The sequence below is a fragment of the Sphingomonas sp. PvP056 genome (genome assembly GCF_040549155.1).
In the GTDB taxonomy this organism is placed as follows: domain Bacteria; phylum Pseudomonadota; class Alphaproteobacteria; order Sphingomonadales; family Sphingomonadaceae; genus Sphingomonas.
Window position 1 is genome coordinate 131,737 of record NZ_JBEPST010000002.1, and the last position, 12,246, is coordinate 143,982.

Consider the following 12,246-nt stretch of genomic DNA (forward strand, 5'->3'; position numbering starts at 1 on the left):
CGGAGGCTATGATGCCGCAGTTGGGTGGGAATTAGCGATGACGAAGCATAGATCCGTTGGCGACCATCTGGGCGTTGGCATCGAGGTCGCGGCCTGGGACGGCGTTGCCGCGACGGTGGACCTCTCGTGCGCCTGCATGTTTACGCGTGAAACGCGCGGCGATCGGCCCGGTGGCGGCCTTGCCCATCTTGATGCCGCGCTTTCTGGAAGGCTCCTCGTCGCGCGCGCGAATGGTGTCTTCCGCGCGGAACGGGGTGAAATCCTGTTGATCGATCATCCGCCGGATGCAGTAGAGGCCGCTGCAATACTCGTCGTGGGCCTCGGCGATCCTGACGATTGGTCGACTGACGTGATGGCTGGCGCAGTATCGACTGCCTACGCTTCGGCTGTTCTGATGCGAGTAACCAGCGTCGCGTTTGCGCCTGGCATGCTCGATAGCGGCCTGTCCGGAGCACAGACTGCGGGCGCTGCTGCAAAGATGATAGGTGCGCTGACCAGCGCGATTGCCAAACGGGCATGGCTGCGAGACGAGGCACTCGCGCGCGACAGTTCGGTGCGCCAATGGGTGTTCGACGTTGGCGTCACGCGATACGAGGACGCTGTGGCGGAATTCGCAGCTGCGTTACGGGACAGCGTGTCGGCCTCAGGTTGCTGTCAAGGCCCTCCGGTCCGGTCGTAATTCCAGCCGATTGCCGCAATACACCGGATCCCGCGGAGCGGGATTCCGCTGCATGGTCCCCTTTCTAGCGATCTTTCGTGGCCAACCCAAACAACGGTATTGAGCGCAGGGATTCTGCGCCCAACGACCATCGTTGCCGTCCACCCGAAAGGGTGGTGTTGGGCTAGCCCGATCATGCTAATTCTGCGCCATGGGGAACAAACGGGGGAAGGGTGTCGGGTGGCGGCTGTCGCGCGACTATTTTCCAACAGCCTGAGCTGTCTGGTCTTCGCAAGGCTCGTTGTCGGCGGTGCGAACGCGCAGGCGCTCGACCGATCGATATCGTCGACCGACGGCGCAAACGCTTCGGGCGACATCGTCGTGACGGGTGCACGGCAGGAGCAGCGCAACTCCATCGATGTAAAGCGGCGGGCGACCGTCATCGCCGATGGCATCGTCGACGACGAAATCGGTGCTCTTCCCGACAATTCCGTGGCGGATACGCTGGAGCGCATTCCGGGCGTGACGGCCGATCGCTTCAAGGGCAATGCGAACGACCCCTCGGTGCGGGGGCTCGGACCCACGCTCAATTTCATGACCATCAACGGGCGGGAGGCATCGGCGGCTGGTGTCGATCGTTCCGTAAGCTTCCAGCAATTTCCGTCCGAGCTGATCAGCGCGGTCATGGTCTACAAGACTCAGCAGGCAGACTTTTTGGAGGGCGGGATCGGAGGTGTCATCGACCTTCGCACCGCCCGCCCATTGGACGCGAAACGCGCGCGTCTGACGGGGGAGATACTGGGTTCTTACTTTCCGAAGGATGACGCGATCCGCGGCCGAAACGGTGTCGGCTACAGAGCCTATGTCACCTATCTCGACCAGTTCCAGACCGCGGTCGGTGACATCGGCATTTCGATCGGGTTGCGGCGGCAGGATAGTGCCGCGCCAGAGGACTATTACAACGGCAACGCGAACTTCGTGCCGTGCACGACCTCTGCTTCCAACGGTACGCTCGTCCGCGGGACGGCTTCGCAGCTGTCCGCTGCAGGTGCGAGCGCGAATTGCGCGAACGCGTCTGCGGCGCGGTCAGGCATCCGCGAAAAGGTCGGGCAAGTCTATTACGCGACCCAGTCCAGGAGTTTCCGTGAGCAAAAAACACGCGAGCTCAGAAATGCGGCCTTTGGGACGCTGGAATGGAGACCGGCGTCCAATCTGGATATCACCGTGGACGGCCAATATTCCCGCCGGCAGTCCACCGAGAATCGAAACGTCCTTCAGATAACCGAGGGTCTGCGCGGCGTCTCGCCGATCCTCGTTGGTGATGGCAGCAACGGCTGGTCGAAAGGCGCGTTGATCGCTTATTCCGGTAATTCTTTTCTGGAGGACCAGCTAGAGCGCCGATTGCGAGACGAGACATATTTAGGGGTTGGGGCAACCACACGGTGGACCCCGGGCCGCTGGACAGTCGAAGGCGACGTCAGCCTTTCCAAATCGCATCGCACCGAGACCCAGCAGCAAACGCGCATGCGCTCGAACACGCGCGTCGGGTACACGCTCGATTACCGGAACAGCCCTTTCGTTCCGGCGATCATGTTCGATAGCTTTGACGTGACCGATCCGGCCAATTTTGGTAACACCGCAGCAACCGCCGTCTACGCTCGGAACCGGCTCGCGACCGACCGTCACGACGACATCTATGCGGCCAGATTTGATATTGAACGCGCACTCGATGGCTTTCTTCGCTCCATAAAGGTGGGCGCGCGCTACTCCGAACAGCGTCGAACCTTGGCGCAAAACGCGAACAATGATCTCAATACGCTCGTGCCGTCCGGCGGTCGATCGGTCGCCGAAATTATCAACGGCGCCAATCTGGCCTGCCGCACGCCTTTTTCCTCGTTGAGCTATTTTTCGGCGACCGATGCTCCCAAACAGTGGGCGACCTTCGACAATGCCTGTTTGTTCAGAGCATTTGCCGGCAGCGACGGCGCGTTGCCCTTTCCAAACGACCGGCGCGACCCGAGCGATATAAATGTCTCCGAGCGGATCACCGCTCTGTACGCCATGGCGAGCTTTGCGGGTTCGTTCGCATCAACGCCGTTCAGCGGGAACCTTGGCGTCCGCTACGTCGAGACCTCGGTTACTTCCATCGGCTACCGGCTGCCCTTCGTAGTGACGATTGATTCCGCGGCCGACAATTATACGGTTGCAGCTGATCCGACCGGTTCGATTTCAACCGATACGCTGGGCGGCGCGTACCGATACTGGCTCCCTAGTGCCAACGTTGCGTTTGATCTTTCGCGAACGACGAAGCTGCGGCTTGCTGTTTACAGAGCCTTGGCAAGAACCGGGATCGAGTCCTTCGGGGCGGGGATCACGCTCAATCCATCCGCCGGTTCCGGCGGTTCGGATACGGTCACGTTCAATGCGACGAGCGGTAACCCTGGGCTCAAGCCCCTGCGGGGGTGGAACGCGGACGCCAGCTTGGAATTCTACCCGTCGCGCGACACCGTTCTTTCCGCCGCCGTCTATGGAAAGTGGTTGCGCGGAACCGTCATCTCGGGCGTGGGGGCAATCCCGACCGCGATCGACGTGAACACAATCGTCGATGGACGGCCTGCGGGACTGCGCGATTATTCGGTGAACCTCATAGCCCCTGCCAATGATCCAGGGCTTCGTCACTTGTATGGCGTCGAGGTGTCCGCTTCGCATGCGCTGACCTGGGCCCCGGGCCTGTTGAGCGGCTTTGGCGTGACCGGTTCGCTGAATGTCGCCGATGCCGATTTCCAATATCCCGACACATCAGCTCTCGCGAATTACGTCGACCCGGCAAACCTGCCCGGACTGTCGCGCTACGTCGCCAGCGGCACCGCCTATTGGGAGCGCGCCAGGCTTTCGCTGCGTGCGAGCTACCGGTACCGTTCCTCCTACCTGAAACCCAACGGAGGTACCAACCGAAGCGTTCTGGCGGCAGGCTATCTGAACCTTTCCGCGCACTATCAGCTGACGGAACGTGTGCGAATAAAGCTCCAGGCACTGAATGTGACAGGGGCCAGGGACGTCTTCGTCAAAGGCGGCAGCGATAGCATCGCCGAAGTTAGCGACAGCGGGCCGCAATATTATGGTGGTTTGCAATTTCGCTTCTAGATCGAATCGTCTGTCAGCACCTGTTGCTGCTGCGGTTCTCCTATCGTCAGCAGTGGTTCCGGGCCAGGCTGACGGCGCTTCCGCGTGCGATGGAGGGACAGGATCTGCACGCGACTTGGGGGGGGCGTCGTATCTCTCTGCTTAAACCGGAGCCCATCGCACTGCTGAACAGAGCTTCGGCATACAGCTGTATGTGAGTGCGGCCTATCGGGTTTGTTATCCCGTGCCGACAGCGCTCTTGGACACCCGCCGCTCAGCGCGTGACGTGCTCCGTCTTTCATCCAGCGGCGAGCACAGACCGGCCGTTGTTGTCGCGCAGGAGCGCAGGTGAAGTGCGGCGACAAACGCCGCCGGTCTAGCGTAGCCAGGGGAGGAGTGTGACCGTTCGGTGTTATAGTCGTTGATCCAGCGCGCGAGGATCGATCGCGCCTGGCGGACCGTGAAGAAACGTGTCTCGTTGAGCAGCTCATCGCGCAGGCGACCGTTGAGGCCTTCGACGAACCAATTCTGTGCTTGCTTACCCGGCGCAGTATTGTGCCACTCGATGCCAGCATCGCCCGACGACGCGAGCACCGCGTTCGAGGTCAATTTGATTCCGATGACGCTGACGATCATCTTGGGTTCGCCACGCTCGGCGGTCAGATCACCCAGATCGCGCACCAACCGCTTACCCGAGGTCGCCGCGTCGCATGTCGTGAAACGGCAGAAATGGTGCAATCTCTGCCATTCCAGCAGCGCCGCGGGGCGATGAAGCACAGATGAAGGAACGTCGGGAGTTGGGGGCGCGGATGGGCGTCGGGAATGGCCGGGCTTGGGTCTAGCCGGCCACCGAGCTACCGGGCGGCTAAGGCCAATAGCGGATCTTAGTTTTTTGGCGGAGTAGTGCCACCCCAAGAATTGCCGGGAGGGACACGTGCTTGACTGAATGTAGCGTTCTCCTCGCCCGACCCTGTAACCCGCACACTTTTCGCGAACATCGTATCGATCACGATGGGCGTCCCGCGGCGTTTTGTAAGATGCGTTCCACTGCACCCGCTACTGCGTGACCGACAGCACCGTGACCGATTTCGGCGGTAGCGTCAGGCTGATCCGCCCGTTGCTCACGCGGGCAGCAATCTGCCGCGGCACGACCGAGTCCGGCTTGTCGTAGGTGTTGACGGCATCGACCCGGTCGGCGGTCAGCACCGTGCCGGACGCGGCCCGCGCCCGTATGCCCTGGATCTGCGCATCGATTTGCGCCGGCGCGCTGGGGTCGACGTTTGTCAACGCGATCCATAATTTTCCGTCTGCTGCGCGCGCGGCGATCGCGTCGATGCGCGGCAAGCTGACATCGCCGAAACGATAGATGCCCGCGTCAAAGGTAATCGGCAACCGCGTCGCATCCTGGAACGGCACGTACATCTTGAACAGATGGTAGGTGGGCGTCAGCACCATCTTCGGTCCGTCGGTCAGGATCATCGCCTGAAGCACGTTCACCATCTGGGCGATCGCGGTCATCCGAACGCGGTCGGCATGGCGCGCGAACATGTTCAGGTTGATGGAGGCGATAATCGCATCGCGGATCGAGTTCTGCTGATGCAGAAAACCGTCGCGGCTGCCGGGCAGCTTGGCCAGCCAGACGCCCCATTCGTCGATGACCAGCGGGACCTTCTTGGCCGGGTCGTACTTATCCATGACGGCGGAATGAATGCGGATCATATCCTCCATCTTCAGCGTGTCTTTGATCAGGGTCGCATATTCGCGCTCACCGAACCCAGTGCTGGCGTAGGTCGGCGGCCAGCTGACCCAGGTATAATTGTGCAGCGACACCCCTTCGATGCTCCAGCTCCAATCGTGTCCCTTCCACGCGCGCATCACCGCCTCGGTATAGTCGGTCCCCGGCGATCCCGGCCCGACCGCGATACGCCGCATAGGACTCGATCCGGCGACCGATCCGCCCGCCGGGTTGTCTGTACCTTGCTGCTTGAGGTTCAGGTTGCGCGCGAAGCGGGCGTAGCGCTTCATCTCGTCAACGTAATATTCCGATCGATACGCGCCGCCGCAGCTCCAGCTTTCGTTGCCGATACCGAGGAACTTCACCTGGTAAGGATCGCGGTGACCGTTGGCGGCGCGTTCGGCGCCGGCAGTCGTGCCCGGGTCGGCGGTCATATACGCCATCCAGTCGGCAGCTTCCTTGACGCTCCCCGATCCCATGTTGACAGAGATATAGGCCTCCGATCCGATTTGCTGGATGAAGTCGAAAAACTCGTCCGTGCCGAAATCATTTTTTTCGAGCGCGTTGCCCCAGCTTCCGTTGACGGTGACGGCACGCTTTGCTCGCGGACCGATGCCATCGCGCCAATGATATTCGTCGGCGAAACAGCCACCGGGCCAGCGTACGCTGGGTACTTTCAAGCCCTTTAGTGCAGTCACAACGTCGCTGCGTAAGCCGCGCACGTTCGGGATGGCTGAACCCTCGCCAACCCAAACGCCCCCGTAAATCCCAGTGCCCAGATTCTCTGCAAACTGGCCGAAGATGTCGGGATTGATCTTAGGGCCGGTGCCATCCGCCGCGATCGAAACCGTAATCGGTGCCGCTTGTGGAGGAGCTGAAGATGCCGAAGAGGCAGCCATTGCTGCCGCGACCATACTGAAGAGCTTTCTCATGCCATCCCCCCTTGCAGCCGCTTCGGACAGCCCGCAATTATCAGACAACATAGCCTGAACTATTCATAGGAACAATTCCGCGTGTGTTGTCCCGAACCTGTCCCGACCCACAATCTTATCACTGCGTTATGCGGCCTAGGGCCACCTAAACTTTATCGAATTGTTCAAAGTCGAGCGCAGCGCCACAAGACGTCGGCAGCTGCATAATCGATATCAACGCACCTGAATGAGAGTCTGAAGTTGGGCAGCGGGGGAGGGGGCGCAAATGGCCGACTATGGGTTAAAAAGGATCCAAACTTGATTATCAAAATCTGAACCATTAATTGTTCAGATATTGATCGACAGCTGGCCGTAATTGCATAAAGCGCTTGCTGGATGGATGGCCGAGGTTAGTAGGCGACAGCGAGCGTCGTTGACTTGTTTTGGGTTAGCGCCGCCGCAGAGCCGATGGCAGCTCTCGACCAACTCACGCCATTCTTCACCTAGGTTTGAACGGCGGCTTCTACCAAAACCTGCCACTTACGCTATGCGAGCACGATGCGCGGCTTCGTGACCCATGCCAGCCATCCCCCTGATGAGTGAGAGGCGAGTTGCCTGCCATGTCCGAAAATACCTGTTTGTCGCACAGTCATGATTACAAACGGGTTTTCCGCCCATCCGGCCGCTGAACGGCTACAATTGGTGGTGAGTGGTCGGGCCGGTTAGGATGCTGCCGCGGTCAAAATCCCCGCACAAAAGCCTCGAAAACAGGCAAATAGACCTGGGCCAACGTCTGCTTTTGACCGCGCCAAACCTGCATGAGAAACCGGCGTGCGCCTAATCGGTCTTACTAAGCCACTTGCTCATAAGTATACGGGGTGACTCCTCGTAGCCGAGGCGCTGATAAAAAGGCACCACCGCCGTATTCGTGTTCCGGATCATCAGCTGAACCTTAATTACATTTCTCTCCCTAAGCCACTTCTCTCCAGCTTCGATCATCGCCTGACCGGTGCCTTGCTGTTGCTGATCAGGGGCGGAAGCGACATAATAAAGCCAGCCGCGGTGTCCATCGTGTCCCACCATAACGCTTCCGCAAATACGACCTTCCGCATTGCCAACAAGAACGGTCGAGTTGGGGCCTAGCAACGCGAAACGGAAGTCTACTGCAGGGTCGTTGTAGTTCGCCACGAGATTGCAGGACCGCCACAACTCAGTGACGTCGGTTTCGTCTTCTGACGTTGCGGTGCGTACGATCATAAACATGACGCCCTCGTAGTCTTCTATCTCATGACGGGGAAGGTGCTGGCCGAAGGCTTCGATCTGCAGGCTGCCAATCGGGATGTGCAGCCAATCAGAATGTCAGTCCAAACCCGTTTTGCCAGGCGACCAATACGCCTTGCTCATGATGCGACGCGGTTGAACATTTAGGTCCTTGAGCCCAGCCTGCAGATGCTGGATCGTCTGGGCCTTACCCGTCAGAATAAACGTCGCGCCCTCATCCGCCAAGGCAGGAAGTGCCGCCCTTAACGTATTGAGGTGGCTTTCGTTGGCGGTTCGCGCCACCACATTCATGGTATTAAGATTCCATTGCTTGCAGAGATCATGCGTAGATTCCGCATTTCGCACCTCGACAAAACAAGAGCAAAGGTTTCGCCCCTCTCGAGATAGTGCATAGGCGAAAGCTACCGATGTCTCGTCGCCGAAGAACGCGACGGGCCCTTCCGCGGGCCCCACGGTTAGTGAATGGCGGGGACCAAGAACGTCGCAGGAGTCGCCAGCTCTTGCCGTGCGGAGCCAGTCGCATCCTGGCCCAGAGCCGTGCAGAAACCCTAAGATTCGGAGGCGGCCCATGTCCCGATCCCATTCGAATGGCGTGTAGGTCCGAGTTTCAAATATTGAACTCATCGCGATCTGCACCTTCTCACCAGGCGTCCACTTCACGCCCTTAAAGCCGGGTGCCTCGAGCGTTATTACCACGAGGTCGTGTCCGAGTTTTTCTGTGGTGACGATCGTCGCGCGTCGTGCGATCACACGGGCGAACGCGCGGCTCAAGGCGCCTGCGGAATTGGCCATATAGTCTTGATCCTTGCTTCGCGTGATGGGTATTGGACTGGCTAAGCGGCTGAACCGCCCGTTAGCCTGAGCCAGTTGCCATGCGCGAACGCCGCCTTATCGACGTCGCTCAAGCCACATTCTGCTAGGAAACGACGCGCGTCGCCGCCTTCACGGTATTGGTAGGGATAATCGGTCGAGAACAGCAGCCGGTCCGGGCCAACCACGGCCAACGCCCGCTCCAGATAGTGGGGCAGGAACATGCCGCTTGCTGTCACGTACAGGTTGTGACGCATATAGTGCGCGAGCGGATGCGACAGACCGGCGAAGCGATCCATGACCGCCAGCCGCTCTGCATAGAAGAGGATAAGCTCGCCCCAATGGCCGAGGATTACCTGAAGCTTCGGTAAACGATCGAACGTGCCTGCCAGGACGAGCCGCAGAAACTGAATGCCGGCATCATAGTGCCAGCCCAGCCCGACGGTCGCAAGGACGGCATCCACGCGCGGTGAAAAGCCGGAATAGTATGCATCGCGTACCGCTGTTGGTGGCGTGCGGGGATGCAGCAACACCGGCACACTTAACGCCGCTGCACAATCGAGAAGGGGCGCAAGCGTCGGATCATCCAGATGGAGCTGGCCGACCCGGCCGCACAGCATCGTGCCACTAAACCCTAATGTCGAAACGCAACGCTCAAGTTCGCACGCTGCTACGTCGGGCATGGACACCGGCAGTGTCGCCATCGCTTGAAACCGGGTCGGGTGGCGCGCGACCGCCTCGGCCACGGCATCGTTGGTACGCTGCGCCAACTCTACGCTCTTGGGGCCGAGATCGTGCAGCGCGGGCGTGGTTAAAGACAGTACCTGCATGTCCAGGCCGGTTTCGTCCATCAACCTGAGCCGTTCGTCCGCCAAGTCGATGAGGCGTCGACCGAACGCACCTTGATGGTAGCCGACGCTCGGGTCGGTCGCTTCCAGGCCGATCGCGTGCCAAGCACTCTCGATTGCGGGGGTGAGAAAGTGTTCTTCGATGCCGATGAGCATCGTCGGAGACGCAATCACCATGGGACCGTGTTCCCGTCGCGATCAAGGAAGGCCAGACCTGGGTCGCCTTGACGGCCGAGCAGTGTGTCGACGATGAGGGGAGCGCTCTCCTCCACACCAAACGGCGCCTTGGGACCGCCGAGCCGAGTTCGGATCCAGCCGGGTGCCATCAGCACCAGCGCGCGACGATCCTCTGCATGGCGTGCTGCGTAGCTCCGCACGAGCTGGTTGAGTGCTGCCTTGCTGCTGCGATAGACCTCGTGCAGGCCGTTGGCATTGTTCGTGATGCTGCCCTGACCCGAGGACATGACCCCGATCAACCCCTCCGCTGTGACGAGGTCTCGGCAGGCTTCGATCACGCGCATCGGGCCGAGCGCATTTGTTACCAGCACACGCGCAAATTCCGCGCTCGCGATCTGGCCGGCGATTTCGTCCTGCATGTTCGCGGTGCCGGCGTTGACGAACAGCATGTCGAAGGACCTGCCGACGAGGCGGTCGCGCAGCGAAAAGATCTGCTCCGGTTGCGTAATATCGACGGTCTCGACCTCGATATGGTCGGGGTGTGCGTCGGCCAAGTCGTGCAGCTCGGTTCGAGCGCCCGCGCGCGCGGTGGCGACGACGTGCCACCCACGCTTCGCGAACTCATCGGCCAAACCGAGGCCTAGGCCGCGGGATGCGCCGATCAGCAGGATCGTGGTGGAATTGGAAGTTTCTCGAGTCATGCTGTGCTCCGGCAGTGTGTCGGGGCGATATGCATCGTTGCTGGATCAACGCGCTAGACGCTGCCCGTGCACTGTATAGTTGCATATAACGCCTGTGATAACGGTCTTGGATCGCGCATGGGTGCCACCATGACCAACCTCGACCTCAACCTACTAGGCGCGTTGGACGTGCTTCTGTCCGAGGGGAGCGTGACCGGGGCAGCGCGAAAGCTCGGGCTGAGCGCGTCCGCTATGAGCCGGACCTTGACGCGGCTGCGAAGCGCCACGGGTGATCCGCTGTTAGTCCGAGCTGGACGTAGCCTGGTGCCGACGCCGCGGGCGATTGCGATGCGCGACGAGGTGCACGCGCTCGTGCGCGACGTTCGCGCGGTCCTGAGACCGGCAGCAGGCGAAATTGATATTGCAAAGCTGGACCGCACCTTCACCATCCGCGCAAGCGAAGGCTTCGTCGAGATGTTCTGCGGTCCTTTGGTGGCCGCCATCGCGTCAGCTGCGCCGCGTGTCCGCCTGCGCTTCGCGCCAAAGCCCGACAAGAATGCCGAGCCGCTGCGCGCAGGGCAGATCGACCTTGAAATCGGTGTGCTTGGCGCTTCCGCGCCCGAGATGCGCACGCGACTCATCTTCCGCGACCGGTTTGTCGGGGCAGCTCGGACGGGACATCCGCTTCTTTCAAGCGCGATCACCCCCGAACGTTATGCTGCCTGCCGGCATGTCACGGCGTCCCGCCGTGGCATGTTCACCGGACCGGTCGATGCCGCGCTGACAGAGCTGGGACTGAGCCGCGATACGATGGTCGTCGTGCCGGGCTTCTCCGACGCCTTGCGGATCGCCAGTCAGTCGGACCTGATCGCGCTCGTACCCGGTTCGGGTTTTCGTCGCAAAACATCGGACTGGGAAGGGATCGCCACGTTCCTACTTCCCGTGCCTACGCCGGAGATTGCCGTCTCGGCGATCTGGCACCCCCGTATGGACGCAGATCCCGCGCACCGGTGGCTGCGAGAGACTGTGATCGGTATCTCCCGGAAAACGGTGCCGGACCGCTAAAGCGGAGTGATCCTTGCTAAACTCGCAGAGATGCTGGGGTCGCCGTCGGTAGCAGCAACACCCGCCGGCTCAACGGCGGTCCCCCGGTTACGATGCAAAGCTGGTTGAACGGGAAAGCGCATCCCATGCGCCGATCTCGGCCTTCATCGCATCAAGCTTCTGGTGGACCACACCTAGCGCGTCCTCGCCCAAGAACAGGCGTACTGGTGGGGTCTCGGCATCGACTAATGCGAGCAAAGCCTGTGCGGCCTTGGCCGGGTCGCCCGGCTGATTGCCGCTCTTGGCCTGACGCGCCGCCCGGATCGGATCCATCACAGCGTCGTAGTCGGAGATACTGCGCGGGGTGCGATCCATCGAGCGTCCTGCCCAATCCGTCCGAAACTGGCCGGGTGCTAAGGCGGTCACCCGAATGCCCAGATCCGCTACCTCCTTGTTGAGCGCCTCCGAGATGCCTTCCAACGCAAACTTGCTACCGCAGTAGAAACTGATTCCCGGCATGGTGATAAATCCACCCATCGAGGTCACGTTGATGATGTGGCCGCTACGACGCTTGCGCATGCCGGGAAGCACGGCTTTCATGATCGCGACCGGCCCATACACATTAGCTGCAAATTGACGCTGAAGATCGTCCATCGACGATTCCTCCAACACGCCTTCGTGACCGTAACCGGCATTGTTCACCAACACATCGATCGGACCGGCGTGCCGCTCCGCCTCGGCCACTGCAGCTGGAATTGCCGCGAAGTCGGTCACGTCGAGGATCAGAGGATATGCACGGCCCTTTGCGAGTGCACCGAACGTATCGGCGTCGGCCTCGTTGCGCACCGTGCCGATTACGCGGTAGCCGGCGCTCAAGACACCCTCGGCAAACGCGCGGCCAAGGCCGGAACTTACGCCAGTGATGAGGAACGTCTTTGCGGTGATGGTTGCCACGGGCTACCTCCATTATACTCAAGAA

At 60.7% G+C, this 12,246-nt stretch carries 10 protein-coding genes; 3 read left to right on the forward strand and 7 right to left on the reverse strand.

All coding sequences use genetic code 11. From position 1 onward, the window contains the following. The first annotated feature begins 136 nt into the window (after positions 1–136). Both ABIC17_RS04805 and ABIC17_RS04810 read left to right on the forward strand, forming a co-directional pair. Positions 137–679: a M17 family peptidase N-terminal domain-containing protein gene (locus ABIC17_RS04805; RefSeq protein WP_354280569.1), complete on the forward strand. Its 543-nt coding sequence runs from the start codon at positions 137–139 to the stop codon at positions 677–679. 219 nt (positions 680–898) lie between these two features. Further along, positions 899–3,802, forward strand: a complete 2,904-nt coding sequence (locus ABIC17_RS04810) for a TonB-dependent receptor (protein ID WP_354279675.1) — start codon at positions 899–901, stop codon at positions 3,800–3,802. Between the two features lie 216 nt (positions 3,803–4,018). Here ABIC17_RS04810 and ABIC17_RS04815 read toward each other — a convergent pair whose 3' ends face one another. From ABIC17_RS04815 to ABIC17_RS04840, 6 genes are all read right to left on the reverse strand, one after another. Beyond that, positions 4,019–4,462, reverse strand: coding sequence for an integrase core domain-containing protein (locus tag ABIC17_RS04815; protein WP_354280570.1), 444 nt, complete (start codon positions 4,460–4,462; stop codon positions 4,019–4,021). 375 nt (positions 4,463–4,837) lie between these two features. Next, a complete protein-coding gene (locus tag ABIC17_RS04820; RefSeq protein WP_354279677.1) occupies positions 4,838–6,448 on the reverse strand; it encodes an alpha-N-arabinofuranosidase in 1,611 nt (536 codons plus the stop codon). An 816-nt stretch (positions 6,449–7,264) separates the two neighbouring features. Then, positions 7,265–7,690 (reverse strand): GNAT family acetyltransferase, encoded by a 426-nt coding sequence (locus ABIC17_RS04825; RefSeq protein WP_354279679.1) that lies wholly within the window; start codon positions 7,688–7,690, stop codon positions 7,265–7,267. A 96-nt stretch (positions 7,691–7,786) separates the two neighbouring features. Further along, the gene (locus ABIC17_RS04830) at positions 7,787–8,500 is read right to left on the reverse strand and encodes a siderophore-interacting protein (RefSeq protein ID WP_354279681.1); all 714 of its coding nucleotides are present in this window, start codon (positions 8,498–8,500) and stop codon (positions 7,787–7,789) included. Positions 8,501–8,541: 41 nt separating this feature from the next. Further along, positions 8,542–9,522, reverse strand: a complete 981-nt coding sequence (locus ABIC17_RS04835; protein WP_354279683.1) for an amidohydrolase family protein — start codon at positions 9,520–9,522, stop codon at positions 8,542–8,544. A gap of 14 nt (positions 9,523–9,536) precedes the next feature. Further along, positions 9,537–10,244, reverse strand: coding sequence for an SDR family oxidoreductase (locus ABIC17_RS04840; protein WP_354279685.1), 708 nt, complete (start codon positions 10,242–10,244; stop codon positions 9,537–9,539). Between the two features lie 129 nt (positions 10,245–10,373). On the opposite strand from ABIC17_RS04840, the gene ABIC17_RS04845 reads away from it, so the two are divergent. Next, on the forward strand, positions 10,374–11,288 hold the full coding sequence (locus ABIC17_RS04845) for a LysR family transcriptional regulator (RefSeq protein WP_354279687.1): 915 nt from the start codon (positions 10,374–10,376) through the stop codon (positions 11,286–11,288). An 87-nt stretch (positions 11,289–11,375) separates the two neighbouring features. Here ABIC17_RS04845 and ABIC17_RS04850 read toward each other — a convergent pair whose 3' ends face one another. Then, positions 11,376–12,221 carry an oxidoreductase gene (locus ABIC17_RS04850; protein WP_354279689.1) on the reverse strand — a complete coding sequence of 282 codons (846 nt, stop codon included), beginning with the start codon at positions 12,219–12,221 and terminating at the stop codon, positions 11,376–11,378. Between the last annotated feature and the right edge of the window lie 25 nt (positions 12,222–12,246).

What these genes read in the sequence shown, in the direction of transcription:
- ABIC17_RS04835 (WP_354279683.1), bottom strand. Translation starts at nt 9,522, where the DNA reads ATGCTCATCGGCATCGAAGAACACTTTCTCACCCCCGCAATCGAGAGT.
- ABIC17_RS04820 (WP_354279677.1), bottom strand. Translation starts at nt 6,448, where the DNA reads ATGAGAAAGCTCTTCAGTATGGTCGCGGCAGCAATGGCTGCCTCTTCG.
- ABIC17_RS04830 (WP_354279681.1), bottom strand. Translation starts at nt 8,500, where the DNA reads ATGGCCAATTCCGCAGGCGCCTTGAGCCGCGCGTTCGCCCGTGTGATC.
- ABIC17_RS04840 (WP_354279685.1), bottom strand. Translation starts at nt 10,244, where the DNA reads ATGACTCGAGAAACTTCCAATTCCACCACGATCCTGCTGATCGGCGCA.
- ABIC17_RS04805 (WP_354280569.1), top strand. Translation starts at nt 137, where the DNA reads ATGTTTACGCGTGAAACGCGCGGCGATCGGCCCGGTGGCGGCCTTGCC.
- ABIC17_RS04825 (WP_354279679.1), bottom strand. Translation starts at nt 7,690, where the DNA reads ATGTTTATGATCGTACGCACCGCAACGTCAGAAGACGAAACCGACGTC.
- ABIC17_RS04845 (WP_354279687.1), top strand. Translation starts at nt 10,374, where the DNA reads ATGACCAACCTCGACCTCAACCTACTAGGCGCGTTGGACGTGCTTCTG.